Annotated in this window: 25 protein-coding genes; 23 read left to right on the top strand and 2 right to left on the bottom strand. The window is 71.3% G+C overall.

Features of this window, described 5'->3' with window-relative positions:
• The first annotated feature begins 55 nt into the window (after positions 1-55).
• The 16 genes from prfA to AQJ66_RS26625 all read left to right on the top strand — a co-directional run bounded on the left by prfA (position 56) and on the right by AQJ66_RS26625 (position 15,426).
• Positions 56-1,123 carry a peptide chain release factor 1 gene (gene prfA, locus AQJ66_RS26700; protein ID WP_061927157.1) on the top strand — a complete coding sequence of 356 codons (1,068 nt, stop codon included), beginning with the start codon at positions 56-58 and terminating at the stop codon, positions 1,121-1,123.
• A gap of 52 nt (positions 1,124-1,175) precedes the next feature.
• Positions 1,176-2,021 carry a peptide chain release factor N(5)-glutamine methyltransferase gene (prmC, locus tag AQJ66_RS26695; RefSeq protein WP_061927155.1) on the top strand — a complete coding sequence of 282 codons (846 nt, stop codon included), beginning with the start codon at positions 1,176-1,178 and terminating at the stop codon, positions 2,019-2,021.
• Positions 2,022-2,073: 52 nt separating this feature from the next.
• A complete protein-coding gene (locus AQJ66_RS26690; protein ID WP_061927153.1) occupies positions 2,074-2,721 on the top strand; it encodes an L-threonylcarbamoyladenylate synthase in 648 nt (215 codons plus the stop codon).
• Complete coding sequence (locus AQJ66_RS26685) at positions 2,718-3,395, top strand: arsenate reductase/protein-tyrosine-phosphatase family protein (protein WP_061927151.1); 678 nt, start codon at positions 2,718-2,720, stop codon at positions 3,393-3,395. Before AQJ66_RS26690 ends, AQJ66_RS26685 begins: the two co-directional genes overlap by 4 nt.
• A gap of 627 nt (positions 3,396-4,022) precedes the next feature.
• A complete protein-coding gene (locus AQJ66_RS26680; protein WP_061927149.1) occupies positions 4,023-5,261 on the top strand; it encodes a serine hydroxymethyltransferase in 1,239 nt (412 codons plus the stop codon).
• A gap of 172 nt (positions 5,262-5,433) precedes the next feature.
• A complete protein-coding gene (locus AQJ66_RS26675) occupies positions 5,434-6,771 on the top strand; it encodes an MraY family glycosyltransferase (protein WP_061927147.1) in 1,338 nt (445 codons plus the stop codon).
• A gap of 280 nt (positions 6,772-7,051) precedes the next feature.
• A complete protein-coding gene (locus AQJ66_RS26670) occupies positions 7,052-7,489 on the top strand; it encodes a Cg1360 family ATP-synthase-associated protein (RefSeq protein ID WP_061927145.1) in 438 nt (145 codons plus the stop codon).
• Positions 7,490-7,714: 225 nt separating this feature from the next.
• Entirely contained in the window at positions 7,715-8,533 is an 819-nt protein-coding gene (gene atpB / locus AQJ66_RS26665) for a F0F1 ATP synthase subunit A (protein WP_482255551.1), read from the top strand.
• A gap of 74 nt (positions 8,534-8,607) precedes the next feature.
• On the top strand, positions 8,608-8,847 hold the full coding sequence (locus tag AQJ66_RS26660; RefSeq protein WP_003992984.1) for an ATP synthase subunit c family protein: 240 nt from the start codon (positions 8,608-8,610) through the stop codon (positions 8,845-8,847).
• 39 nt (positions 8,848-8,886) lie between these two features.
• Positions 8,887-9,438, top strand: coding sequence for a F0F1 ATP synthase subunit B (locus AQJ66_RS26655; RefSeq protein ID WP_061927141.1), 552 nt, complete (start codon positions 8,887-8,889; stop codon positions 9,436-9,438).
• Positions 9,435-10,250 (top strand): F0F1 ATP synthase subunit delta, encoded by an 816-nt coding sequence (locus tag AQJ66_RS26650; RefSeq protein WP_061927139.1) that lies wholly within the window; start codon positions 9,435-9,437, stop codon positions 10,248-10,250. The genes AQJ66_RS26655 and AQJ66_RS26650 overlap by 4 nt, the downstream gene beginning before the upstream one ends.
• A 119-nt stretch (positions 10,251-10,369) precedes the next feature.
• Positions 10,370-11,962: a F0F1 ATP synthase subunit alpha gene (gene atpA / locus AQJ66_RS26645; RefSeq protein ID WP_061927137.1), complete on the top strand. Its 1,593-nt coding sequence runs from the start codon at positions 10,370-10,372 to the stop codon at positions 11,960-11,962.
• Positions 11,963-11,983: 21 nt separating this feature from the next.
• Positions 11,984-12,901: a F0F1 ATP synthase subunit gamma gene (locus AQJ66_RS26640; protein WP_061927135.1), complete on the top strand. Its 918-nt coding sequence runs from the start codon at positions 11,984-11,986 to the stop codon at positions 12,899-12,901.
• On the top strand, positions 12,902-14,338 hold the full coding sequence (atpD, locus tag AQJ66_RS26635; RefSeq protein WP_061927133.1) for a F0F1 ATP synthase subunit beta: 1,437 nt from the start codon (positions 12,902-12,904) through the stop codon (positions 14,336-14,338).
• A 112-nt stretch (positions 14,339-14,450) separates the two neighbouring features.
• Positions 14,451-14,828, top strand: coding sequence for a F0F1 ATP synthase subunit epsilon (locus AQJ66_RS26630; RefSeq protein WP_061927131.1), 378 nt, complete (start codon positions 14,451-14,453; stop codon positions 14,826-14,828).
• A 151-nt stretch (positions 14,829-14,979) separates the two neighbouring features.
• Positions 14,980-15,426 carry a DUF2550 domain-containing protein gene (locus AQJ66_RS26625; protein WP_061927129.1) on the top strand — a complete coding sequence of 149 codons (447 nt, stop codon included), beginning with the start codon at positions 14,980-14,982 and terminating at the stop codon, positions 15,424-15,426.
• 20 nt (positions 15,427-15,446) lie between these two features.
• Here AQJ66_RS26625 and AQJ66_RS26620 read toward each other — a convergent pair whose 3' ends face one another.
• Complete coding sequence (locus AQJ66_RS26620) at positions 15,447-17,270, bottom strand: glycoside hydrolase family 18 chitinase (protein WP_061927127.1); 1,824 nt, start codon at positions 17,268-17,270, stop codon at positions 15,447-15,449.
• A gap of 207 nt (positions 17,271-17,477) precedes the next feature.
• On the opposite strand from AQJ66_RS26620, the gene AQJ66_RS26615 reads away from it, so the two are divergent.
• From AQJ66_RS26615 to AQJ66_RS26600, 4 genes are read left to right on the top strand one after another with little or no spacing between them, the layout of a single operon-like run.
• The gene (locus tag AQJ66_RS26615; RefSeq protein ID WP_061927125.1) at positions 17,478-18,182 is read left to right on the top strand and encodes a response regulator transcription factor; all 705 of its coding nucleotides are present in this window, start codon (positions 17,478-17,480) and stop codon (positions 18,180-18,182) included.
• Entirely contained in the window at positions 18,179-19,642 is a 1,464-nt protein-coding gene (locus tag AQJ66_RS26610) for a sensor histidine kinase (protein ID WP_061927123.1), read from the top strand. Before AQJ66_RS26615 ends, AQJ66_RS26610 begins: the two co-directional genes overlap by 4 nt.
• Before the next feature lie 55 nt (positions 19,643-19,697).
• The gene (locus tag AQJ66_RS26605) at positions 19,698-20,114 is read left to right on the top strand and encodes a hypothetical protein (RefSeq protein WP_061927121.1); all 417 of its coding nucleotides are present in this window, start codon (positions 19,698-19,700) and stop codon (positions 20,112-20,114) included.
• On the top strand, positions 20,114-20,329 hold the full coding sequence (locus AQJ66_RS26600; RefSeq protein WP_061927119.1) for a hypothetical protein: 216 nt from the start codon (positions 20,114-20,116) through the stop codon (positions 20,327-20,329). Before AQJ66_RS26605 ends, AQJ66_RS26600 begins: the two co-directional genes overlap by 1 nt.
• 38 nt (positions 20,330-20,367) lie before the next feature.
• On the opposite strand, the gene AQJ66_RS26595 is transcribed toward AQJ66_RS26600, so the two are convergent.
• Positions 20,368-20,940, bottom strand: coding sequence for a cob(I)yrinic acid a,c-diamide adenosyltransferase (locus AQJ66_RS26595; RefSeq protein WP_061927117.1), 573 nt, complete (start codon positions 20,938-20,940; stop codon positions 20,368-20,370).
• Positions 20,941-21,258: 318 nt separating this feature from the next.
• On the opposite strand from AQJ66_RS26595, the gene AQJ66_RS26590 reads away from it, so the two are divergent.
• The 3 genes from AQJ66_RS26590 to AQJ66_RS26580 all read left to right on the top strand — a co-directional run bounded on the left by AQJ66_RS26590 (position 21,259) and on the right by AQJ66_RS26580 (position 25,354).
• A complete protein-coding gene (locus tag AQJ66_RS26590) occupies positions 21,259-22,107 on the top strand; it encodes a 3-hydroxyacyl-CoA dehydrogenase family protein (protein ID WP_061927115.1) in 849 nt (282 codons plus the stop codon).
• Positions 22,108-22,300: 193 nt separating this feature from the next.
• A complete protein-coding gene (locus tag AQJ66_RS26585) occupies positions 22,301-22,624 on the top strand; it encodes an STAS domain-containing protein (protein WP_061927113.1) in 324 nt (107 codons plus the stop codon).
• A 270-nt stretch (positions 22,625-22,894) separates the two neighbouring features.
• Positions 22,895-25,354: an ATP-binding protein gene (locus AQJ66_RS26580; RefSeq protein WP_061927111.1), complete on the top strand. Its 2,460-nt coding sequence runs from the start codon at positions 22,895-22,897 to the stop codon at positions 25,352-25,354.
• Positions 25,355-25,378 lie beyond the last annotated feature (24 nt).

Genomic DNA, 25,378 nt, shown 5'->3' with positions numbered 1-25,378 from the left:
GGACCGGCGTTTTTGGTCGCCGCCCTTCCCCTCACCGCAGTACAGGAGCCGAAAGATGTTCGAGGCCGTCGAGGAGCTCGTCGCAGAGCACGCCGACCTGGAGAAGAAGCTCGCCGACCCGTCGGTCCACGCCGACCAGGGCAACGCGCGCAAGCTGAACAAGCGCTACGCCGAGCTGACCCCGATCGTCGCCACGTACCGCTCCTGGAAGCAGACCGGCGACGACGTCGAGACCGCGCGCGAGTTCGCCGCGGACGACCCCGACTTCGCCGCCGAGGTCAAGGACCTGGAGAAGCAGCGCGAGGACCTCACCGAGCGCCTGCGCCTGCTGCTGGTCCCGCGCGACCCCAGCGACGACAAGGACGTCATCCTCGAGATCAAGGCGGGCGCGGGCGGCGACGAGTCCGCCCTCTTCGCGGGCGACCTGCTGCGCATGTACCTGCGCTACGCCGAGCGCGTCGGCTGGAAGACCGAGATCATCGACGCCACCGAGTCCGAGCTGGGCGGCTACAAGGACGTCCAGGTCGCCGTGAAGGCCCGCGGGCAGCTCGAACCCGGCCAGGGCGTGTGGGCGCGGCTGAAGTACGAGGGCGGGGTGCACCGCGTGCAGCGGGTGCCCGCGACCGAGTCCCAGGGCCGCATCCACACCTCCGCGGCCGGTGTCCTCGTGACCCCCGAGGCCGAGGAGGTGGACGTCGAGATCAACCCGAACGACCTGCGCATCGACGTCTACCGGTCCTCCGGGCCGGGCGGCCAGTCCGTGAACACCACCGACTCCGCCGTGCGCATCACGCACCTGCCGACCGGTGTCGTCGCCTCCTGCCAGAACGAGAAGAGCCAGCTCCAGAACAAGGAGCAGGCGCTGCGCATCCTGCGCTCCAGGCTGCTCGCCGCGGCGCAGGAGGAGGCCGAGCGGGAGGCCGCCGACGCCCGCCGCAGCCAGGTCCGCACGGTCGACCGCTCGGAGAAGATCCGCACCTACAACTTCCCGGAGAACCGCATCTCGGACCACCGGGTCGGCTTCAAGGCGTACAACCTGGACCAGGTCCTGGACGGCGACCTCGACGCGGTGATCCAGGCCTGCGTCGACGCCGACTCCGCGGCGAAGCTGGCGGCCGCGTAACAGGCGACATCGGCACGTACGAGGTACGTACGGAACACCACGGAGGACTTGCGTGAACCTGCTGCTCGCGGAGGTGGCCCAGGCCACCCAGCGGCTGGCCGCCGCCGGCGTGCCCTCGCCGCGCACCGACGCGGAGGAGCTCGCCGCGTTTGTGCACGGCGTGAAGCGGGGCGAGCTGCACTCCGTCAAGGACTCCGACTTCGACGCCCGGTACTGGGAGGTCATCGCCCGGCGCGAGCAGCGCGAGCCGCTGCAGCACATCACCGGGCGGGCCTACTTCCGCTACCTGGAGCTCCAGGTCGGGCCCGGTGTGTTCGTGCCCCGGCCGGAGACCGAGTCGGTGGTCGGCTGGGCCATAGACGCCGTGCGCGCCATGGACGTGGTCGAACCGTGCATCGTCGACCTGTGCACCGGCACCGGCGCCATCGCGCTCGCCCTCGCCCAGGAGGTGCCGCGCTCGCGCGTGCACGCCGTGGAGCTGTCCGAGGACGCCCTGGTGTGGACGCGGAAGAACATGGCCGGCTCGCGCGTGGACCTGCGCCAGGGCGACGCCCTCACCGCCTTCCCGGACCTCGACGGCCAGGTCGACCTGGTGATCTCCAACCCGCCGTACATCCCGCTCACCGAATGGGAGTACGTCGCCCCGGAGGCCCGCGACTACGACCCCGAGCTGGCGTTGTTCTCCGGTGAGGACGGACTCGACCTGATCCGCGGCATCGAGCGCACCGCGCACCGGCTGCTGCGCCCCGGCGGGGTCGTCGTCATCGAGCACGCCGACACCCAGGGCGGCCAGGTGCCGTGGATCTTCACCGAGGAGCGGGGCTGGGCCGACGCCGCCGACCACCCCGACCTCAACAACCGCCCCCGCTTCGCGACCGCGCGCAAGGCGCTGCCGTGAGCACCCGTGAGACGACAACCCGGCAGTACGTGTACGAGGAGGCCCGCTAGACATGGCACGGCGATACGACACCAATGACGCGACCGACCGCGTGACGGGTCTGCGCGAGGCCGCGTCCGCCGTCCGCCGGGGCGAGCTGGTGGTGCTCCCGACCGACACGGTGTACGGCATCGGCGCCGACGCGTTCTCCTCCGAGGCCGTCGCCGACCTGCTCGCCGCCAAGGGCCGGGGCCGCAACATGCCCACCCCGGTGCTCATCGGCTCCCCGAACACCCTGCACGGCCTGGTCACGGACTTCTCCGAGCTGGCCTGGGAGCTGGTCGACGCGTTCTGGCCGGGCGCCCTCACGCTCGTCGCCCGGCACCAGCCGTCCCTGCAGTGGGACCTCGGCGACACCCGGGGCACGGTCGCCGTGCGCATGCCCTTGCACCCGGTCGCCATCGAGCTGCTCACCGAGGTCGGCCCCATGGCCGTGTCCTCGGCCAACCTCACCGGGCACCCCGCGCCGGAGAACTGCGACGCCGCCCAGGACATGCTCGGCGACTCCGTCTCCGTCTACCTCGACGGCGGGCCCACCCCGGGCAACGTGCCGTCCTCCATCGTCGACGTCTCCGGCGAGGTGCCGGTGCTGCTGCGCCAGGGCGCCCTGTCCCCCGAGGAGCTGCGGAAGGTCGTACCCGACCTCGAGGTGGCCAATTGACGGCCCCTGAGGCGGGGCGTGACATAGGCAACGGGGAACGTGCGGCGGAGCAGACCACGACCTTCGGGTTTCCGCGCGACACCTTCCGCATCCTCCATGTCAGCACCGGCAACGTGTGCCGCTCGCCGATCACCGAGCGGCTGACCCGCCATTTCCTGGCGGAGCGGCTCGGCGTGCTCGGCTGCGGGCTGATCGTGGAGAGCGCGGGCACCTGGGGCCACGAGGGCGCGCCCATGGAGGCCAACGCCGAGGCCGTACTGGCCGAGTTCGGCGCGGACGCCTCCGGCTTCACCGGGCGGGAACTCCTCGACGAGCACGTGATCAGGGCCGACCTGGTCCTGACGGCCACCCGCGACCACCGCGCCCAGGTCATCTCCATGGGCCATTCGGCGGGCCTGCGCACCTTCACGCTGAAGGAGTTCACCCGCCTGGTGCGCGCCATAGACCCGGCGACGCTGCCCCCGCTGGAGGACGGCGTGGTCGCCCGGGCACGCGCCCTGGTCCGCGCGGCGGCCGCTCTACGCGGGTGGCTGCTCGCGCCGACGGCGGAGGCGGACGAGGTGTACGACCCGTACGGGGCGCCCCTGCCGTTCTTCCGCTCCATCGGCGACGAGATACACCAGGCCCTGGACCCGGTGATGACGGCACTGACGGGCGTACCGACACGCGCATGAGGCCGGCCGCCGGGGCTGGGCGGTGCGCGCGGGGCACTGAACGGCGGCTCTGCGTGGCGGAGCCGGCTGCGGCGGTCGGCACCGGACGGGGCTGAGCGCCGCGACGGGGTCTGCCGAGAGCCGTGCCCGGCTGTGACGGCTCCGCCCGGTGGCCGGTGCGGGCGGGGGCGGCGGTGGCCGGTGGCGCCGGACGGTGGCGCGGCGTTCGTCGTGGAGCAGGGCCGAGCGGTGGCTGCGAGAGGCGTGTCGGGAGCGAGCCCCGATGCGTCCGCGCGACCGTGCCTGGCCGCGCACGCCGTGAGCGTGCCGGCGCCCAGGAGGCCCGCATCGGCGCCGGAGCCCCACGAGTGCCGCAAGCCGCGCGGACACCGTGAGCCACACCAGCAGCGTGGGTCGCAGCCGTACCGCAGGCCTCGCCTCCACCGGCGCCCCGTCCGCACCGGCCGCCGGTCGGAGCCGTCACGGTGTCCTTGCGCCCGGCGCAGCCGCGGGGGCTCTCGTCCGGCGTCGGTGGGTACCGGCGTGCGGCAGGGCTCGTGGGGCTTTTTTGAGGCGGGCATACCGGGCGTTCCGTACCTCCCCGGCCTACATTGGTCCTACGTCACCGTCGACGCCCGGGAGCCCACCATGGCGGTCACCCCTGCCCTCGAGACCGACGTCCTGCGGCAGCAGGACCCCGAGCTCGCCGATCTCCTGCTCGGGGAGCTGGCGCGGCAGTCGACGACGCTGCAGCTGATCGCCGCTGAGAACTTCACCTCCCCGGCCGTGCTCGCCACCCTCGGCTCGGCGCTGTCCAACAAGTACGCCGAGGGCTACCCCGGCCACCGGTACCACGGCGGCTGCGAGATCGTCGACGTCGCCGAACGCGCCGCCGTCGACCGCGCCAGGGCCCTCTTCGGCGCCGCGCACGCCAACGTCCAGCCCCACTCGGGCTCCTCGGCCGTCCTGGCCGCCTACGCCGCCCTGCTGCGCCCCGGCGACACCGTGCTCGCCCTCGGCCTGCCCTACGGCGGCCACCTCACCCACGGCTCGCCCGCGAACTTCTCCGGCCGCTGGTTCGACTTCGTCGGCTACGGCGTCGACGCCGAGACCGGGCTCGTCGACCACGACCAGGTCCGCCACCTCGCCCGCAACCACCGGCCCAAGGCCGTCGTCTGCGGGTCCATCGCCTACCCCCGCCACTTCGACTACGCCTTCTTCCGCGAGGTCGCCGACGAGGTCGGCGCGTACCTGATCGCGGACGCCGCGCACCCGATCGGCCTGGTCGCCGGGGGAGCGGCGCCGAACCCGGTGCCGTACGCCGACATCGTGTGCGCCACCACCCACAAGGTGCTGCGCGGCCCGCGCGGCGGGATGATCCTGTGCGGCGAGGAACTGGCCGAGCGGGTCGACCGGGCGGTGTTCCCCTTCACCCAGGGCGGTGCGCAGATGCACACCATCGCCGCCAAGGCCGTCGCGTTCGGCGAGGCGGCGACCCCGGCGTTCGGCGCGTACGCGCACCAGGTCGTCGCCAACGCCCGGGTGCTGGCCGGCCACCTGGCCGCGGAGGGCCTCGTCGTCACCACCGGCGGCACGGACACGCACCTGATCACCGCCGACACCGCCCCGCTCGGCGTGGACGGCCGCACCGCGCGCGGCCGGCTCGCGGCGGCGGGCGTCGTCCTGGACTGCTGTGCGCTGCCCCACGGCGACGGCCGCGGCCTGCGCCTCGGTACGGCGGCGGTGACCACGCAGGGCATGGGGGAGCCGGAGATGGTCCGGATCGCCGCGCTCATGGCCGGCGTCCTGCGGGGCGGGACGGAACCGGCCAGGGCCCGGGAGGAGGTGCGCGAACTGGCCGGAAGATTTCCGCCGTATCCGGGCTGAACCGGGGTAGGCGACGGGTCCGTACTCCCTGTGTGCACCCTCGTACGCCCGATCCGCGCTGTGCCGCACAGCCCTCCGTGCAACCATCGTCGCTACCCGGAAGTCCTCACTCATATGCATGCGTCGCTAGGGTGTGGGGCTGTGATGGCCAGCGAGACCTGTGGGGAAGCCCGTGCGTGAATACCTGCTGACGCTCTGCATCACGGCCGCGGTGACGTATCTGCTGACAGGGCCGGTACGGAAGTTCGCGATCGTGGCCGGAGCCATGCCGGAGATCCGGGCACGTGACGTGCACCGGGAACCCACTCCGCGCCTCGGCGGGATCGCGATGTTCTTCGGCCTGTGCGCGGGCCTGCTGGTCGCGGACCACCTCACCAACCTCAACGAGGTCTTCGCCAAGTCCAACGAGCCGCGCGCGCTGCTCTCCGGCGCGGCGCTGATCTGGCTGATCGGCGTCCTCGACGACAAGTTCGAGATCGACGCGCTGATCAAGCTGGGCGGCCAGATGATCGCCGCGGGCGTCATGGTCATGCAGGGCCTGACGATCCTGTGGCTGCCCATCCCGGGCGTCGGCAACGTGGCACTGACCCAGTGGCAGGGCACCCTGCTGACGGTGGCGCTGGTGGTCATCACGATCAACGCCGTGAACTTCGTGGACGGCCTCGACGGCCTCGCGGCCGGCATGGTGTGCATCGCGGCCGGCGCGTTCTTCCTGTACGCCTACCGCATCTGGTACTCGTACGGCATCGAGGCCGCCGCCCCCGGCACCCTGTTCGCGGCCATCCTCATGGGCATGTGCCTGGGCTTCCTGCCGCACAACATGCACCCCGCCCGGATCTTCATGGGCGACTCCGGCTCGATGCTGATCGGCCTGGTGCTGTCGGCGGGCGCCATCTCGATCACCGGCCAGGTCGACCCCGACGCCCTGGCGCTGTTCACCGGCTCCGAGAAGGCGGCGGTGCACCAGACGGTGCCGGTGTACATCCCGCTGCTGCTGCCGCTGACGATCATCGCCGTGCCGGCCGCCGACCTGGTCCTGGCCATCGTCCGCCGCACCTGGCGCGGCCAGTCGCCGTTCGCCGCCGACCGCGGCCACCTGCACCACCGTCTGCTCGAGATCGGCCACTCGCACAGCCGGGCCGTGCTGATCATGTACTTCTGGTCGGCGCTGATCGCCTTCGGCGCCCTGGCGTACTCGGTGAACTCGGCGTCGATGTGGATCGTCCTCGGCGTCGTCTTCCTCAGCGCGGTGGGCCTGGTCCTGCTCCTGCTGCCGCGCTTCACGCCGCGCACCCCGCTGTGGGCCCAGGCCTTCGTGCCGCCGCGGTACCGCAGGCGCCGGTCCGCCGGGGCCGAGGAGGCCGTCGAGGCGCTGGAGGCCGCCTCCGGCGAGGAATCCGCGCCGGCTGACGACCGCACTCCCGTGACCGCCGGTACGACCGGGGTCAACGGGGCGACGGCGATCGGTCCCCGTTCGCGTACGGCCAAAGGTCGTAAGGTAAGAATCTGACTAGAGCATTGCCATCTCGTGGGGGAGTAAAGTCTCCCAATACCAGACAAACAGGCGCGGTTTTTGCACAGACGGGCACTGTCACTCTCATGTGTGACAGCAAGCACACCCATCAGGTAAAGACCTCATCAAATAGTTTGTGATACGGTTCACGAGAACCCCGGATAGAACCGAAGGACCGTAGTGCGACGGTCCATTGGTGAGAGGTCTCGCCTTCTCGGCCCGGGACTACGCTCGTCCATGACGACACCTGCCCCCCTGTGAAAGCGGAGTTGCCGCCATGCCGTCCAAAGACGCCCGGAACCTTCTGCAGATCGCTGTGCCCGCAGCGGCTGCGGGTGCGATCGCCGTCGCCGTGAGCGCCGCGGTCGCCGGAGGCAAGGGTGCGCTCGGCGCGGCCGTCGGCACGCTGCTGGCCGTCCTGTTCATGGGAGTCGGCCTGTACGTGCTGCAGTGGACGGCAAGGACGCTGCCCCAGCTGTTCCAGGCGATGGGCCTCATGCTCTACATGGCCCAGCTGCTGCTGCTCCTCATTTTCGTCGCCGTCTTCAAGGGCACCTCGTTCTTCAATCCGAAGGCGTTCGCCGTAGCGCTGGTCGTGACGACCGTCGTGTGGATGGCCGCGCAGGCGCGCGCCCACATGAAGGCCAAGATCTTCTACATCGACCCGGACTCCGAGAAGAGCGAGAAGCGCGAGAAGACGGGCCCGTCCTCGTGAGGGGTAGGGCCGGGATAAAGGCTTGTGAGATCTCCTGCTATCGTCCGGTGCCAACTGCGGCATCGCGGGCGCGGGCACCTGAGCTGACGCCTGCTAGATCGCGAGGCTCGATGCCCTCCAGCCGCCCCCACGTTCGTTACACCAGTCCGGTGCCGATCCGCGGCCATGTGCCGCGCCGACACAACGAGGTTGCCGTACCCATGCGTCACGCCGAAGGAGCCCGCGGTGAGTGCTGACCAGACCCAGCTCGCCTTTGACTGGAGTTGCCGGATCATGTCCGACAACGGGTGCGGCTTCCCGGCTCCGGGCCTGCACTCGTTCCTCTTCCAGCCGCTCTTCACGGTCGGCGGCTACGAGTTCAACAAGGTGATGCTGCTCACCCTCATCACCACGTTCCTCGTCATCGGCTTCTTCTGGGCCGCCTTCGGCAAGGCCAAGGTCGTCCCGGGCAAGCTGCAGATGATCGGCGAGGCCGGCTACGACTTCGTGCGCCGGGGCATCGTCTACGAGACCCTCGGCAAGCGCGAGGGCGAGAAGTACGTCCCCTTCATGGTCTCGCTGTTCTTCTTCATCTGGATCATGAACGTCTGGTCCGTGATCCCGCTGGCCCAGTTCCCGGTGTCGTCGGTCATCGCCGTCCCCATGGTGCTGGCCGCCATCGTCTGGATCACCTGGATCTCCCTGACCTTCAAGCGGCACGGCTTCGTGGGCTTCTTCAAGAACATCACGGGCTACGACAAGTCGCTCGGCGCGGTGCTGCCGCTCGTGATGCTCATCGAGTTCTTCTCGAACCTGCTGGTCCGCCCGTTCACGCACGCGGTGCGACTCTTCGCCAACATGTTCGCCGGTCACCTGATGCTGGTGATGTTCACCGTCGCCTCCTGGTACCTGCTGAACAGCTGGATGATCCCGGCCGCCGGCGTCTCCTTCGTGATGACGATGGCCATGATCTGCTTCGAGCTTTTCGTCCAGGCCGTCCAGGCGTACGTCTTCGTCCTGCTGGCCTGCTCCTACATTCAGGGCGCTCTCGCCGAGCACCACTGAGCCACAGCCCTACCCCACCCCCGGTCGTCCGGTGGCCAACCCCCACCGGTCCGTAAAGAGAAGGAAGATTCAGCATGGCTGCCACTGAGACCCTCGCCGCTGTCTCCGGTTCCATCGGTTCGGTCGGTTACGGCCTCTCGGCCATCGGCCCCGGCATCGGCGTCGGCATCATCTTCGGCAACGGCACCCAGGCCCTGGCCCGCCAGCCCGAGGCCGCCGGCCTGATCCGTGCCAACCAGATCCTCGGCTTCGCCTTCTGTGAGGCCCTCGCCCTCATCGGCATCGTCATGCCGTTCGTGTTCGGTGTGAAGTAAGGCTTCCCCCACCGACACGTTTCGACGAAAGGCACTGATGTGATCGCCAACCTGGCACAGCTGGCGGCCGAGGAGACGAAGCAGAACCCGCTCGTCCCCGCCGGTCCCGAGCTGCTCATCGGCACCATCGCCTTCGCCATCGTGTTCTTCTTCTTCTGGAAGAAGCTGCTTCCGAACATCAACAAGGTTCTGGAGGAGCGCCGCACGGCGATCGAAGGCGGAATCGAAGAGGCCGAGGCCATGAAGGTCGAGGCCCAGAGCGTCCTTGAGCAGTACAAGGCCCAGCTCGCCGAGGCCCGGCACGAGGCCGCGCGTCTGCGCCAGGAGGCGCAGGAGCAGGGTGCCGCGCTCATCGCCGAGATGCGGGCCGAGGGTCAGCGGCAGCGCGAGGAGATCGTCGCCGCCGGCCACTCGCAGATCGAGGCCGACCGCAAGGCCGCCGCGTCCGCGCTCCGGCAGGACGTCGGCAAGCTCGCCACCGAACTGGCCGGCAAGCTCGTCGGCGAGTCCCTCGAGGACCACGCCCGCCAGAGCCGTGTGATCGACCGCTTCCTCGACGACCTCGAGGAGAAGGCCGAGGCCACGCGATGAACGGAGCGAGCCGCGAGGCCCTGGCAGCCGCACGCGAGCGTCTCGACGCGCTGACGGACTCCACGTCCGTGGACGCGGTCGCGCTCGCCGACGAGCTGGCGGCCGTCACCGCGCTGCTCGACCGCGAGGCCGGTTTGCGCCGGGTCCTCACCGACCCGGCGCAGTCCGGAGAGGCCAAGGCGGCCCTCGTCCAGCGCCTGATCGGCGGACAGGTCAGCGGCACCACCGCCGACCTGGTGTCCGGACTCGTCCGTTCCCGCTGGTCGCAGCCGCGCGACCTGGTCGACGCGCTGGAGGAGCTGGCGGACACCGCCGACCTCACCGCCGCGGAGAAGGCCCGCACGCTGGACGACGTCGAGGACGAGCTGTTCCGGTTCGGCCGGATCGTCTCCTCCAGCACCGAGCTGCGCGCCGCGCTCACCGACCGCGCCGCGAGCACCTCGGCCAAGGTCGAGCTGCTGCACCGGCTCCTCGGCGGCCGGGCCAAGCCCGCCACCGAGCGACTGGTCGTCCGCCTCGTGACCGCGCCGCGGGGACGTAGCCTGGAATCGGGACTCGAGTCCCTGTCCAAGCTCGCCGCCGACCGCCGGGACCGGCTGGTGGCGACCGTCACCTCCGCGGTGCCGCTGAGCGACCCGCAGAAGCGCCGCCTGGGCGACGCCCTGGCGAAGCTCTACGGCCGCCGGATGCACCTCAACCTGGACGTGGACCCCGACGTGATCGGCGGGATCCGGGTGCAGGTCGGTGACGAGGTCATCAACGGCTCCCTCGCGGACCGGCTGGACGACGCCGCCCGCCGCATGGCGAGCTAGCAACTCAACAAGCAGTACGTACCTACGGCCCTGGTTGGGCCGTGCAGAGGATTCCTGGGGGTCGCCCCCAGACCCCCCAAGTGAAACTTCGGGCCCAACAAGGAGAGCAGGGAACCCAGATGGCGGAGCTCACGATCCGGCCGGAGGAGATCCGGGACGCGCTGGAGAACTTTGTCCAGTCGTACAAGCCGGACGCGGCCTCGCGCGAGGAGGTCGGTACGGTCACCGTCGCCGGCGACGGTATCGCCAAGATCGAGGGTCTGCCCTCGGCCATGGCGAACGAGCTGCTGAAGTTCGAGGACGGCTCCCTCGGTCTCGCGCTGAACCTGGAAGAGCGCGAGATCGGTGCCGTCGTCCTCGGTGAGTTCAGCGGCATCGAGGAGGGTCAGCCGGTCACGCGTACCGGTGAGGTCCTCTCCGTCGCGGTCGGCGAGGGCTACCTCGGCCGCGTCGTCGACCCGCTCGGCAACCCGATCGACGGCCTCGGCGAGATCGAGACGTCCGGCCGCCGCGCCCTCGAGCTGCAGGCCCCCACGGTCATGCAGCGCAAGTCGGTGCACGAGCCGATGGAGACCGGCTACAAGGCCGTCGACGCGATGACCCCGATCGGCCGTGGTCAGCGTCAGCTGATCATCGGCGACCGCCAGACGGGCAAGACCGCCCTGGCCGTCGACACGATCATCAACCAGCGCGACAACTGGCGCACCGGCGACCCGAAGAAGCAGGTCCGCTGCATCTACGTCGCCATCGGCCAGAAGGGCTCCACCATCGCCGGCGTGCGCCGCGCGCTGGAGGAGAACGGCGCCCTGGAGTACACGACCATCGTCGCCGCCCCGGCGTCCGACCCGGCCGGCTTCAAGTACCTGGCGCCGTACACCGGTTCGGCCATCGGTCAGCAGTGGATGTACGAGGGCAAGCACGTCCTCATCATCTTCGACGACCTGTCGAAGCAGGCCGACGCCTACCGCGCCGTGTCGCTGCTGCTGCGCCGCCCGCCGGGCCGTGAGGCCTACCCCGGCGACGTCTTCTACCTGCACTCCCGTCTGCTGGAGCGCTGCGCCAAGCTCTCCGACGACATGGGTGCCGGTTCGATGACCGGTCTGCCGATCGTCGAGACCAAGGCCAACGACGTCTCGGCGTTCATCCCGACCAACGTCATCTCCATCACCGACGGCCAGTGCTTCCTGGAGTCGGACCTGTTCAACGCCGGTCAGCGCCCCGCGCTGAACGTCGGCATCTCCGTCTCCCGAGTCGGTGGTTCCGCGCAGCACAAGGCGATGCGCCAGGTCTCCGGCCGTCTGCGGGTCGACCTCGCCCAGTTCCGTGAGCTGGAGGCGTTCGCCGCCTTCGGTTCCGACCTGGACGCGGCCTCGAAGGCCCAGCTGGAGCGCGGTTCGCGCATGGTCGAGCTGCTGAAGCAGGACCAGTACCAGCCGATGGCCACCGAGGACCAGGTCGTCTCCGTCTGGGCCGGCACCAACGGCCGCATGGACGACGTCCCGGTCGCCGACATCCGCCGCTTCGAGAGGGAGCTCCTGGAGTTCCTGCACCGCAAGCACCAGCCGCTGATGACCTCCATCCGCGAGGGCGCCAAGATGTCGGACGACACCATCCAGGCGATCGACGACGCCGTGGCGGAGTTCAAGAGGCAGTTCGAGACGAGCGACGGCAAGCTGCTCGGCGAGGACACCCCTGCCGCTGCCGCCAAGTGACGTAAGGAAGGGACCTGACTCATGGGAGCCCAGCTCCGGGTCTACAAGCGTCGCATCCGATCCGTCAGCGCGACCAAGAAGATCACCAAGGCGATGGAGATGATCGCCGCCTCGCGCGTCGTCAAGGCGCAGCGCAAGGTGGCGGCCTCCACGCCGTACGCGCAGGAACTGACCCGCGCGGTCACGGCGGTCGGCACCGGGTCGAACACCAAGCACCCCCTCACCACGGAGACGGAGAACCCGACCCGTGCCGCGGTCCTGCTCCTCACGAGCGACCGCGGTCTGGCCGGCGCCTTCAACTCCAACGCGATCAAGGCCGCGGAGCAGCTGACCGCGCGCCTGGAGCGCGAGGGCAAGCAGGTCGACACGTACATCGTCGGCCGGCGCGGTGTCGCGCACTACAACTTCCGTGAGCGCAAGATCGCGGAGTCGTGGAGCGGCTTCACCGACGAGCCGACGTACGCGGACGCCAAGAAGGTCGCGGCGCCCCTGATCGAGGCCATCGAGAAGGACACGGCCGAGGGTGGCGTCGACGAACTCCACATGGTCTTCACCGAGTTCGTCTCGATGATGACGCAGACGGCGCTCGACGCCCGGCTGCTGCCGCTGCGCCTCGAAGAGGTCGCCGAGGAGGTCGCCCCCAAGGGCGAGATCCTCCCGCTGTACGACTTCGAGCCGTCGGCGGAGGACGTCCTCGACGCCCTGCTGCCGCGCTACGTGGAGAGCCGCATCTACAACGCGCTGCTCCAGTCGGCCGCTTCGAAGCACGCCGCCACGCGGCGCGCGATGAAGTCGGCCACCGACAACGCGGGCGAGCTGATCAACACGCTCTCCCGTCTTGCCAACGCGGCCCGCCAGGCCGAAATCACCCAGGAAATCAGCGAGATCGTCGGTGGCGCCAGCGCCCTGGCCGACGCGACCGCGGGGAGTGACCGATAAATGACCACCACTGTTGAGACCGCGACGGCTACGGGCCGCGTCGCCCGGGTCATCGGCCCGGTCGTCGACGTGGAGTTCCCCGTCGACGCGATGCCGGACATCTACAACGCGCTGCACGTCGAGGTGGCCGACCCGGCCAACGCCGGCGAGAAGAAGACGCTGACCCTGGAGGTCGCCCAGCACCTGGGTGACGGCCTGGTCCGCACCATCTCCATGCAGCCGACCGACGGCCTGGTCCGCCAGGCCCCGGTCGTCGACACCGGCGACGGCATCACCGTGCCGGTCGGCGACTTCACCAAGGGCAAGGTGTTCAACACTCTCGGTGAGGTGCTGAACGTCGACGAGAAGTACACGGGCGAGCGCTGGTCCATCCACCGCAAGGCCCCGAACTTCGACGAGCTCGAGTCGAAGACCGAGATGTTCGAGACCGGCGTCAAGGTCATCGACCTTCTCACCCCGTACGTCAAGGGTGGAAAGATCGGTCTGTTCGGCGGTGCCGGCGTCGGCAAGACGGTGCTCATCCAGGAGATGATCTACCGCGTCGCCAACAACCACGACGGTGTCTCCGTGTTCGCCGGTGTCGGCGAGCGCACCCGTGAGGGCAACGACCTCATCGAGGAGATGTCGGACTCGGGCGTCATCGACAAGACCGCGCTGGTCTTCGGTCAGATGGACGAGCCCCCGGGCACCCGTCTGCGCGTCGCGCTGGCCGGCCTGACCATGGCCGAGTACTTCCGTGACGTCCAGAAGCAGGACGTGCTGTTCTTCATCGACAACATCTTCCGCTTCACGCAGGCCGGTTCCGAGGTCTCCACGCTGCTCGGCCGCATGCCGTCCGCGGTGGGCTACCAGCCGAACCTGGCCGACGAGATGGGCCTCCTCCAGGAGCGCATCACGTCGACCCGCGGTCACTCGATCACCTCGATGCAGGCGATCTACGTCCCCGCCGACGACCTGACCGACCCGGCCCCGGCCACCACCTTCGCCCACCTCGACGCGACGACGGTGCTCTCCCGTCCGATCTCGGAGAAGGGCATCTACCCGGCCGTGGACCCGCTGGACTCCACGTCCCGGATCCTGGACCCGCGCTACATCACGCGTGAGCACTACGACGCGGCCATGCGGGTGAAGACGATCCTGCAGAAGTACAAGGATCTCCAGGACATCATCGCGATCCTCGGTATCGACGAGCTCGGCGAGGAGGACAAGCTCGTCGTCCACCGTGCCCGTCGCGTGGAGCGCTTCCTGTCCCAGAACACCCACGTCGCCAAGCAGTTCACCGGCGTGGACGGCTCGGACGTGCCGCTCGACGAGTCGATCGCCGCGTTCAACGCGATCTGCGACGGCGAGTACGACCACTTCCCCGAGCAGGCGTTCTTCATGTGCGGTGGTCTCGAGGACCTGAAGAAGAACGCGAAGGAGCTGGGCGTCTCCTGAACTCCCTGAGTTCCGTCGAGGGGGCGGGTCCGTCCCGCCCCCTCGTCCACGCCCACTAGAATCAACCCCAACACCCGGCACAACCGCCGGGTGGTGACCCGAGGAGCCACCCTTGGCTGCTGAGCTGCACGTCGAGCTGGTCGCCGCCGACCGCCAGGTCTGGTCCGGCGAGGCCACCCTGGTCGTCGCGCGCACCACCTCCGGCGACATCGGCGTCATGCCCGGTCACCAGCCGCTGCTCGGTGTGCTGGAGTCGGGCCCGGTGACCATTCGTACGAGTGATGGTGGAACGGTCGTCGCCGCGGTGCACGGCGGTTTCATCTCGTTCGCGGACAACAAGCTGTCGCTGCTGGCCGAGATCGCCGAGCTGTCGGACGAGATCGATGTCCAGCGCACCGAGCGCGAGCTCGAGCGCGCGAAGGCGGAGGACGACGCGGAGGCCCAGCGCCGCGCCGACGTCCGTCTGCGGGCGGCGACGGCGGCGCGTTGACACGACGCGCCGTGTGAGGACGTCACTCAGCCGCGGCCGGCCCGGAGCAATCCGGTGCCGGTCGCGGCTGAGGCAGATGTGGGTGTTTTTTCCGTTCCATTACCTAGTTCGAGCCTAGTTCGACTACCAGGAGACGAGGAGGTCGGTGTCGATGGTCCTCGCTCTGACTGTGTGCGGAGTCGTGATCGCGCTCGTGGTGGTGGGACTCTTCCTGTTCGGGCTGCGCCGCAGACTGATCCAGCGTTCCGGCGGGACCTTCGACTGCTCGCTGCGCTGGGACGTGCCCGAGCGGGCGGACACCGGCGGCAAGGGCTGGAGCTACGGCGTCGCCCGCTACAACGGCGACCGCATCGAGTGGTACCGCGTCTTCTCCTACGCCCCCCGGCCGCGCCGCACTCTTGAGCGGGCCGCCATCGAGGTGGCCGGGCGCCGGCTGCCCGACGGCGAGGAGGAGCTGGCGCTGCTCTCCGACGCGGTGGTCCTCGCCTGTACGCACCGGGGCACGCGCCTGGAACTCGCCATGAGCGAAGACGCGCTGACCGGTTTCCTCGCGTGGCTGGAGGCAGCCCCGCCCGGTCAGCGCGTCAACGTCGCTTAGGCGCTTTGCAGCTCGGTTTTCTACAGGTTGTCGCTGATGGCGCTCACCAGTTCGCCGTTGCCGGTGTCACCGCTGAACTCCCAGAAGAACGCCCCGCCCAGGCCCTGGCTGTCGGCCCAGGCCATCTTGGACTTGACGGTGGCGGGGGTGTCGTACGACCACCAGTCGCTGCCGCAGTGCGCGTACGCCGTGCCGGCGACGGTGCCGGTGGCCGGGCAGGACGACTTCAGGACCTTGTAGTCCTCGATGCCCTGCTCGTAGGTGCCGGCCGCCGGGCCCGTGGCCGTGCCGCCCGGGGCGTCCTGGGTGACGCCGGTCCAGCCGCGGCCGTAGAAGCCGATGCCGAGGAGCAGCTTGGACGCCGGGACGCCGATCGACTTGTACTTGGCGATGGCGTCGGCGGTGGTGAAGCCGGCCTTCGGGATCCCGGAGTACGAGGTGAGCGGGGAGTGCGGGGCGGTGGGGCCCTTCGCGTCCCAGGCGCCGAAGAAGTCGTACGTCATCACGTTGTACCAGTCGACGGACTGACTGGCGCCCGCGTAGTCGGCGGCCTCGATCTTGCCGCCGGAGGAGCCGTCGGCGGTGACCGCGGCCGTGACCAGGGCCTTGGAGCCGAACTTGGCGCGCAGCGCGGACATCACGTTCTTGAAGGCCGCCGCCCCGCTGGTGTCGCAGCTCAGGCCGCAGGCGTTCGGGTACTCCCAGTCGATGTCGATGCCGTCGAAGACGTCGGCCCAGCGCGGGTCCTCGACCAGGTTGTAGCAGGACTGCGCGAAGGCGGCCGGGTTGGCGGCGGCCTGGGCGAAGCCGCCGGACCAGGTCCAGCCGCCGAAGGACCACAGGACCTTGATGTTCGGGTACTTGGCCTTCAGCTCGCGCAGCTGGTTGAAGTTGCCGCGCAGCGGCTGGTCCCAGGTGTCGGCGACGCCGCTGACGGACTGGTCGGCGGTGAACGCCTTGTCGTAGTCGGCGTAGGAGTCGCCGATGGCGCACTGGCCGTTCGTGACGTTGCCGAAGGCGTAGTTGATGTGGGTGATCTTCGCGGCGGAGCCGGAGGTCACCAGGTTCTTGACGTTGTAGTTGCGGCCGTAGATGCCCCACTCGGTGAAGTAGCCGAGCTTGACCTTGTCGCCGCCGGTGGGCGGGGGAGTGGTGGTGCCGCCGGTGGTGTGCACCTTGACGGCGCCGCTGACCGGGCCGGTCTGGCCGGCGGTGTCGCGGGCCTGGACGGTGTAGGAGTAGTCGGTGCCGGCGCTCAGGCCGGAGTCCGTGTAAGACGTGGTCGTCACGGTGCCGACGACCTTGCCGTCGCGCAGCACGTCGTAGTTCTTGACGCCGTTGTCGTCGGTGGCCGCGCTCCAGGCGAGCTTGACGGAGGTGTCGGTGACGTTCGAGGCGGTCGGGGTGCCGGGGGCGGAGGGCGCCGCGTCACCGGGAACCGTGGTGCCGTCGCAGCTGTCGCCGTTCAGCTTGCAGTTGGAGGGGGAGCCGGGTCCGGCGCCGTTGAAGCCGAAGGAGACCGAGGCTCCGGGGGCGACGGTGCCGTTGTAGGACTTGTTCTTCGCGGTCCAGTGGGTGCCGGAGTTCGTCACGTCCGCGTCCCAGGCGGAGGTCACGGAGGTGCCGGAGGGGAAGTCCCACTCGACGGTCCAGGAACTGATGCCGGTACTGCCGGTGTTCTTGATGGTCCACTGGCCGCCGAAGCCGGTGCCCCAGTCGCTGGTCTTCGTGAAGCTCGCCGTGGTGTTCGTCGCGGCCTGGGCGGGGCTCGCGAGACCTACCAGACCGGCCAGGGGGAGCAACAGGGTCGCGAACCCTGCCGCGGCTCTGTGTCTGAAGCGCATGCTGCGCCTCCCTCGTCATCGGGGGTGTCACGGGCGTGACTGAGCCTTCACGCCCACGGTGCTGCGAGAGTAGAAAGGTCTGGACCACAGGTCAATAGGTCTGGACCACTCGCGTTCCCGGGTTGCTTGATCCTCAACTCACCCCGCACAGCGGCCGCTTGTACCCTGACCGGTCTGACCGGTCCGACCGGGCGACGAGGAGGACGCATGGAGGACACGACGGGCCCGGGGGCGGTCCTGGTCGTCGACGACGACGCCGCGATCCGCCGCTCCCTCGAACGCGGCCTCGCACTGGACGGCTTCGCCGTGCGCACCGCCGCCGACGGACCCGAGGCGCTCGCCGCGATCCGGCGGACGCCACCGGACGTCCTGGTGCTCGACGTGTCGATGCCCGGCATGAGCGGCATCCAGGTCTGCGCCCGACTGCGCGCCGAGGGCCAGGACCTGCCGGTGCTGATGCTGTCCGCGCTGGACGAGACCGCCGACCGGATCGCCGGGCTCCAGGCGGGCGGCGACGACTACCTGGTCAAGCCGTTCGCCCTGCAGGAACTGGTGCTGCGGCTGCGCGCGCTGCTGCGCCGCCGGCCCCCCGCCGACCGGACGGTGCTGCGGGCGGCCGGGCTGGTCATCGACCCGGCGGCGCGCACCGCCGAACGCGACGGACGGCCACTGGAGCTGACCCGCCGCGAGTTCGAACTCCTCGTCGTCCTCACCCGCAACGCCGGCCTCGTCCTCACCCGCGACCAGCTCCTGGACCGGGTCTGGGGCTACGACTTCGACGTGCGCACCGACACCGTCGACACCTTCGTCAGCTACCTGCGGCGCAAACTGGAGGCGGCGGGAGGCGCACGGCTGATCCACACCGTGCGCGGAGTCGGCTTCGTGCTCCGCGAGCCCCGGGACGCGCCGTGAGACTCTCCACCCGCATCGGCCTCGCCGTCGGCTGCACCGTCCCGCTGCTGGTGCTGGCCTCGGGCTGGCTGCTGCTGCACCTGGTCGCCCGCGACCTGCACCGCGCCGAGGACCAGCACCTGCGGCAGCGGGCCGCCGCCGTCCTGCCCGACGCCCGGGCGCTGCTACGGGCCTCGGAGAACGGCCGTCCCAAGGCCGCCGACACCAGGGAACGCCGGCTGTACAGCGCGGCGCTCGACGTCGGCGTCCGCGTCGTCGGAGCGGACACCGCCTTCAGCGGCGGCCCCCAGCCCGGCCCGTCGGTGACCCTGCCCGAGCGGACGGCGGGCCCGGTCACCGTCCACGACGGCACCCGCGGCTGGCGGGCACTGGCCCGCCCCGTCCGGGGCGCCTCCGCCACCGGCACCCTGTGGGTCTTCGCCCCGGACACCGCCGACCGCGCCCAACTGCGGCTCGTACGCCGCCGCGTGCTCCTCACCGCGCTGCTCGCCGCGCCCCTGTCCGGCCTGCTCGCCTGGGGCCTCGCGGCCGGCGCGAGCACCCCTCTGGCCCGGCTCACCCGCCGTACCGCCGGCCTCGACCCGCGCACCAGCGGCACCCGGCTCGACCACCGGCCGACCGGCGTCACGGAGGTCGACGACCTCGCCGCCACCCTGCGCACCGTCCTCGCCCGCTACGACGAACAGGCCGCCCGCACCAGCGAGGCACTGGACACCGCCCGCTCCTTCTCCGCGGCGGCCGCGCACGAACTGCGCACCCCGCTGATGAGCATGGGCACCAACCTCGACATCCTCGCCGGCCACCCCGGCCTGCCCGCATCCGACCGCACCGAGGTCCTCGCCGACCTGCGGCGCGAGCACGCGCGGCTGCAGGGGCTGCTGGTGATGCTGCGCGAGCTGGGGCGAGGGGACCTGGTCGAGGCGGAGGCGCTGGGCACCGTCGACGTCGCCGACGTCGCCGACGCGGCCGTCGCCGAGGCCCGCCGCCGCGCCCCGGATGCCGACCTCGTCCTGGACACGGACCCGGGCGTCACGGTGCACGGCTGGGAGCCGGGCCTCAGGCTGCTGCTGGACAACCTGCTCGGCAACGCACTCGCCCACGGCCGCGACACCGAGGGCCGGGCACGGGTGCGGCTGGGGGTGCACGGGAGGCCGGACCACGTCGTCATCACGGTGGACGACCAGGGGCCCGGCGTACCGCCGGAGGCCCGCGGCCGGATCTTCGAGCGGTTCCGGCGGGGCCCGGACAGCGCGGGCTCCGGGCTGGGCCTCACCCTCGTCGCCCAGCAGGCGGCGCTGCACCGGGGGAGCGTCACCGTGACCGACGGGCCGGACGGCCGGGGCGCCCGCTTCGAGGTGCGGCTGCCCTCGGACGGCGGCGCCCTGCCCGGCCGGCGGGACTGGCTGATCGGCACGGCCGGGACGAACCGGTCACAAGGTTTCCCCAAAGAAGGTCCCTAGCCTCCGGCGCGACGGACGGACCACGGGGCCGTCCGCACAGTGAACGGAGAGGCAGATGCACGCACGACGACGGACCCGCACGCTGCTCGCGGGACTCGCCGCGACGGCCGTCCTCGCGACCACGGCGGGCACGGCGGCCGCGGCCGGCCACGCGCCCGCCCACCGGCCCGCCGGTGACGGGGCCCACGCGCTGTGCAAGCGGGTGCCGAGGATCGACCGGCGCATCGAGCGGGCCCTGAAGCGGCTCGACGCAGGCGCCGGCACCCGCGGCTCGGTGGCCCGGCTCCAGCAGCGCGTCGAGAACGCGAAGAAGGCGGGCCACACGGAGATCGCCACGTTCCTCCAGGACCGCCTGGACTTCCGCACCTCTTTGCGGACCAGCCTGGAGAAGCGGCGCAAGGATCTGACCGACGTCAGGACCTGGTGCCAGGCCAACGACAACGGCAAGAGCAGCGGCGGGGCGGCGAGCTGATGCGGACCGGGGGAGCGGCGGCGCTGCCGGCCCTGGCGCTGCTCGCCGCGCTCACCGCGGGCTGCGCCCCGCACGACGGCCCGTCCGCGGGGGCCACACCCGGGAAGGTCTCGCCCACCCCCTCGGGCTACGCCGAGATGCTGAAGAAGGTCGACGCCGCGCAGTCCGCGGCCGCCGCGGCCGACCGGGACGCGGCGAGCGACGCCGACCGCTGATCAGGACAGGGTTCGCCGGCCGGGCCGGGGCGTGCCGCTCAGCGCTCCCCGCCCGGTACCCACAGCACGTCCCCGGTCGCCTGGTTCGCCACCCGCGCCAGGATGAACAGCAGGTCGGAGAGCCGGTTGAGATAGGTGGCCGTGAGCGGGTTCATCGTCTCGCCGTGCGCCTCCAGGGCCGCCCAGGTGGAGCGCTCGGCCCGCCGTACGACCGTGCAGGCCTGGTGCAGCAGGGCCGCACCCGGGGTGCCGCCCGGCAGGATGAAGGAGCGCAGCTTCTCCAGCCGCTCGTTGAAGCGGTCGCAGTCCGCCTCCAGCCGGTCGACGTAGAACTGCTCGACCCGCAGCGGCGGGTACTGCGGGTTCTCCACGACCGGCGTCGACAGGTCCGCACCCACGTCGAACAGGTCGTTCTGCACGCGGGTGAGCACCTCGACGACGTCCTCCGGCAGGGCGCCCAGTGCGATCGCGGTGCCGATCACCGCGTTGGCCTCGTTGGCGTCCGCGTACGCGGAGATCCTGAGGTCGGTCTTGGCGACCCGGCTCATGTCACCGAGGTTTGTGGTGCCCTTGTCGCCGGTCCGGGTGTAGATGCGCGTCAGATTGACCATATGGCCAGCGTAGTTACGCCCCGGCCGTCCGGAGCACCCGTGTGCCCACTGTCACGGCGCGTCCCGGGGGACGGCCCGCGATCACGCCGTGTCCGACGGCGCCCGCGGACGCCCGCCCGTCCCACCTGATGGCCGGTCAGATCGGCCCGGTGCGGGCCGGGAGGCCCCAACTACGCCGTCCGGGGCGCGGTCCGACCCCTGCCGGTGTGACGTCCGTCAAATGAGACGTGACGCGCATTACTTACCGGTCACACAGCGGCTCCGGAGCGCTATCGTCCGCCGAGAGGCATACGTAAACAGCGCGTAAGGGGAGTCGGAGTGGCACGGAAGCTTGCCGTCATCGGGGCCGGTCTCATGGGGTCCGGTATCGCCCAGGTCGCCGCACAGGCGGGCTGGGACGTCGTGCTGCGCGACGTCACCGACGAGGCGCTGAGGCGTGGCACCGACGGCATCAAGGCCTCGTACGACAAGTTCGTGAGCAAGGGCAAGCTGGAGGCGCAGGACGCCGAGGCCGCCCTCGCCCGCATCACCGCGACCACCGACCTGGACGCCGCCGCCGACGCGGACGTCGTCGTCGAGGCCGTCTTCGAGAAGCTGGAGGTCAAGCACGAGATCTTCCGCGCGCTCGACAAGCTCGTGCGCGAGGACGCCGTGCTCGCCTCCAACACCTCCGCCATCCCGATCACCAAGATCGCCGCGGTCACCGAGCGCCCCGAGCGCGTGGTGGGGGTGCACTTCTTCTCGCCGGTGCCGATGATGCAGCTGGTCGAGCTCGTCCGCGGCTACAAGACCAGCGACGAAGCCCTCGCCACCGCGCGGGAGTTCGCCGAGTCCGTCGGCAAGACCTGCATCGTCGTCAACCGGGACGTCGCCGGGTTCGTGACCACCCGGCTGATCTCCGCCCTCGTCGTCGAGGCGACCAAGCTCTACGAGTCCGGGGTCGCCACGGCCGAGGACATCGACCTGGCCTGCAAGCTGGGCTTCGGTCACGCGATGGGCCCGCTGGCCACCGCGGACCTGACCGGCGTGGACATCCTGCTGCACGCCACCGGCAACATCTACACCGAGTCGCAGGACGAGAAGTTCGCCCCTCCGGAGCTGATGCGCCGGATGGTGGACGCCGGTGACATCGGCCGCAAGAGCGGGCAGGGCTTCTACACGTACTGACGGCGGTACTGGCAGAAGCACGGGCAGAACTGCTGACAGATCCGGACGATCTCCCTGGGAGGGTCACTCCCAGGGGTGAATTCGGTATCGGTTCGCTCACAAACAGCAACCACTCTGGCCCTCCCGCAGTCAGAGCTTGCACAACACCAGCACCGTCACGGAGTACGCCACTCGCACTCAACGGGGAGCGCATATGTACATCAGGGGCGACCACGCCGAGCTGGTCGTCGGGGGCCGCCTCGACGTCCGCAGCGCGGCGGACGCCCGTACGGCCCTGCACACGGCCGTCGACCGCGGGGTCGGCGATCTGGTGCTCGACCTGTCCGAGCTGGACTCCTGGGACGCCACCGGACTCGGGGTGATCATGGGAGCCCACCGGCGGGCCGGCCGCTGCGGTCGCCGCCTGGTGCTGCGCCGCGTCCCGCCGCAGATGCAGCGCCTGCTGGTGGCCACCCGGCTGCACCGCATCCTCGCCATCGAGGGCGGCATCGGCGTCGAGTCGCTGCCCCGGGTGTAACCCGCCCGGTCAGGTGTGAAAGGGGCGACCGGGGAGACTCGGGCGCAGCCGCCTTGCCGGACCACGAGGGCAATCCTCACCGGACTGTGACGTCTCGGGCCGCGTGCCGCCCCGCTCTGTCGGAGATACTGTGCGAAGGTTTAGGGTTCGGACGCCCGCTTACCCAAGAACCCTCGAGCGGGCCCGGACCAGAAGCGACAGCACGGTGTGCAGCAGGCCGGGAGGGGCCGGTACGTCAGGGCACACGACGCTTTTGGGGGGCTTGAACCCATGGACCCGATCACTCCGGGACCCGAGGAGCACGGCCAGGCGCTCAGCCGCCGCCCGCCCCGGGACTCCCTCACCGCCGACTTCGGCCCGGGCGCGCCCGCGCCCGCCCGCACGGCGCAGCTGGTCTCCGGCGACTTCCTGCTGACCGTCAACCCCGTTGACGGCACCGAGATCGAGTCCTGTCCGCCCCACCTGCGGCCCGGCCGGCCCGGCAAGCGCACGCCCGCCGAGCGCGCCGAGGCCGAGCGCGCCGCGCGGCCCGCGGTGCCGCCGGGACCGGGCCGGCCCGCGCTGTCCCTGCTGGAGCGCCAGGACGACCGCGAACGCCTCGTCCGGCTGCTGGCCCGCGGCCGCTCCGTCCGCCTCACCGGCCCGGGCGGCTCCGGCCGCACCGCCCTGCTCGACCTCGTCGCCGAGGACTGCCTGGACCTCGCCCCCGACGGCGTGGTCCGCCTCTCCGGCTTCCACCGCACCGCCGACGAGCTCCTCCACGACCTCTTCCACGCCGTCCACGACGCCCCGCGCCACCGGCCCGAACCGGACGAACTGCGCGACCTGGTCCGGGAGATCGGTGCCGTCGTCGTCGTGGACGACCTCGAGTTCGGCGGCGCGGCCCTCGACGAACTGCTCGACGCGACACCCGAGTGCGCCTTCCTGCTCGGCGCCACCCCGGACATCCCCGCGCCCTCCGCCGACTCCGAGGTCGAGGAGGTCTTCCTCACCGGCCTCGACCGGGCGGCCGGGGTGGAGATCCTGGAGCGGGCCGTCGGCCGGGTGCTCACCGAGGAGGAGGCCAACTGGGCGGGCGACCTGTGGTTCGAGTCCGAGGGCCTGCCGCTGCGGTTCGTGCAGGCCGGCGCCCTGCTCCGGCAGCGCGACGAACTGCGCGCCAGCACCGGCGCGGTGGACGAGTACGGCGTGTTCGAGGACGTACTGCCGCCCGTCGAGGCGCCGTTGGACAGTCAGGAGGAGGTCCCGCTGCCCTCCCTGGGCGAGGCCGCCGCGCCCGCCCCCCTGCTGGCCTCCCGGCTCAGCGCCTCCGCCCGCGCCACGCTCCGTTTCGCCGTCGCCCTCGGCGGTGAGGTGCCGCACCAGGCGCACCTGCCCGCGCTGGTCGGCGACACCCACGCCGACGCCGCGCTCGGCGAACTCGCCGGCTGCGGACTGGTCTCCCCGGTCGGCTCCCGCTACCGCCTCGCGGCCGGCGTGCTGACCCAGCTGGAGGCCGCCGGGTACGACGCGGACGCCTCCGACCGGGCCCGCGCGGCCGCCGAGCACTACACCTGGTGGGCCGGTCACCCCTCCGTCACCCCGGAACGGGTGTGCGCCGAGGCCGACGCGGTGCTGGCCGCGCTCGCCGTCGTGACGCCCGAGACGCTGCCGCCCGTGGAGGGCGAGGAGAGCCTGGCGGCACGGCTCGCCCGTACCGCGGCGCCCGCCTTCGCCGCCGGGCTGCACTGGGGCGCCTGGGAGCGCGCGCTGCGCTCCGGCGCGGAAGCCGCCCGGCTGTCCGGGGAGGTCGCCGACCAGGCCTGGTTCCACCACGAGCTGGGCATCCTCGCGCTCTGCGGCGGGCAGCTGGACCAGGCCCGTGCCGAGCTGGAGACCTCGCAGGGGCTGCGCGGGGCGCTCGCCGACAAGCGCGGCGCCGTCGCCGGGCGCCGCGCCCTGGCCCTGGTCGCCGATCTCGCCGGTGAGGTGCCGGGAGCGGCGGCGACGGCCGGCGAGGAGGTGCCGGACGCCCGGCACGAGGAGTCCGCGTCGCCGCCGGGCGGGGGATTCGCGGCCTACCCGCCGCTGTACGGCACCGGCACCGGCACCGTCGTCACGCACCAGCCGCCCGCCGACGGGAAGGCCCCGGGCGGCATCCGCCGCGTGGCCCGCCGCAATCTGGTCGCGGCCGGCTCCGGCGCGCTGCTCGCCGCCGTCCTCGGCACGGTGGTGACCCTCGGCATGACGTCCGACCAGGACGCCGGCCGGAACCCGGCCGGCACGGTGGGGGTCAACCCGTCCGCGAGCCAGGGCCCGGACGACGGCAGCCTGGGCGCGGACCCGAAGCAGGACACCGGTACCAGCACCGCTCCCGGCAGGCCCAGCAGCTCCCCGACGGACCCGGGCCCCGACGGCACCTACGGGACCACGGACGACCCGACGCCGTCCGCGACCACCCCCTCGTCGCAGCCGAGCGGCACGAAGAGCTCGGGCGGCGGCAGCACGACGCCGAAGCCGTCCCACTCGCGGACGACGAGGCCCAGCACGTCGCCGACGCCGAGCAGGAGCCCGTCGAGCCCGCCGTCCAGCAACCCGCCGTCGCCGAGCCCGTCGCAGTCGTCGTCCCCGTCCTCCGGCACGTCCTCGTCCCCGGCCACCTCCACCTCGGCCAGCGGCCCGGCGTCCGGCGTCCCCGCGGCGTCGAGCAGCGCGGCGAGCGCGCCGGGCAGCGGCGAGGGGATCCTGTAGCGACCGGGGGATCCTCCGGCGGCG

It is taken from the genome of Streptomyces bungoensis, from assembly GCF_001514215.1.
GTDB classification, from domain to species: Bacteria; Actinomycetota; Actinomycetes; order Streptomycetales; family Streptomycetaceae; genus Streptomyces; species Streptomyces bungoensis.
Note: the sequence above shows the minus strand (reverse complement) of the source record. Positions and strands in the feature narration are given on the sequence as shown.

Bases quoted from the DNA above. Each gene is read 5' to 3' on its own strand.
- prfA (WP_061927157.1), top strand. From the start codon at position 56: ATGTTCGAGGCCGTCGAGGAGCTCGTCGCAGAGCACGCCGACCTGGAG.
- AQJ66_RS26690 (WP_061927153.1), top strand. From the start codon at position 2,074: ATGGCACGGCGATACGACACCAATGACGCGACCGACCGCGTGACGGGT.
- AQJ66_RS26680 (WP_061927149.1), top strand. From the start codon at position 4,023: ATGGCGGTCACCCCTGCCCTCGAGACCGACGTCCTGCGGCAGCAGGAC.
- AQJ66_RS26670 (WP_061927145.1), top strand. From the start codon at position 7,052: ATGCCGTCCAAAGACGCCCGGAACCTTCTGCAGATCGCTGTGCCCGCA.
- AQJ66_RS26660 (WP_003992984.1), top strand. From the start codon at position 8,608: ATGGCTGCCACTGAGACCCTCGCCGCTGTCTCCGGTTCCATCGGTTCG.
- AQJ66_RS26650 (WP_061927139.1), top strand. From the start codon at position 9,435: ATGAACGGAGCGAGCCGCGAGGCCCTGGCAGCCGCACGCGAGCGTCTC.
- atpA (WP_061927137.1), top strand. From the start codon at position 10,370: ATGGCGGAGCTCACGATCCGGCCGGAGGAGATCCGGGACGCGCTGGAG.
- AQJ66_RS26640 (WP_061927135.1), top strand. From the start codon at position 11,984: ATGGGAGCCCAGCTCCGGGTCTACAAGCGTCGCATCCGATCCGTCAGC.
- atpD (WP_061927133.1), top strand. From the start codon at position 12,902: ATGACCACCACTGTTGAGACCGCGACGGCTACGGGCCGCGTCGCCCGG.
- AQJ66_RS26625 (WP_061927129.1), top strand. From the start codon at position 14,980: ATGGTCCTCGCTCTGACTGTGTGCGGAGTCGTGATCGCGCTCGTGGTG.
- AQJ66_RS26620 (WP_061927127.1), bottom strand. From the start codon at position 17,270: ATGCGCTTCAGACACAGAGCCGCGGCAGGGTTCGCGACCCTGTTGCTC.
- AQJ66_RS26615 (WP_061927125.1), top strand. From the start codon at position 17,478: ATGGAGGACACGACGGGCCCGGGGGCGGTCCTGGTCGTCGACGACGAC.
- AQJ66_RS26605 (WP_061927121.1), top strand. From the start codon at position 19,698: ATGCACGCACGACGACGGACCCGCACGCTGCTCGCGGGACTCGCCGCG.
- AQJ66_RS26600 (WP_061927119.1), top strand. From the start codon at position 20,114: ATGCGGACCGGGGGAGCGGCGGCGCTGCCGGCCCTGGCGCTGCTCGCC.
- AQJ66_RS26595 (WP_061927117.1), bottom strand. From the start codon at position 20,940: ATGGTCAATCTGACGCGCATCTACACCCGGACCGGCGACAAGGGCACC.
- AQJ66_RS26585 (WP_061927113.1), top strand. From the start codon at position 22,301: ATGTACATCAGGGGCGACCACGCCGAGCTGGTCGTCGGGGGCCGCCTC.
- AQJ66_RS26580 (WP_061927111.1), top strand. From the start codon at position 22,895: ATGGACCCGATCACTCCGGGACCCGAGGAGCACGGCCAGGCGCTCAGC.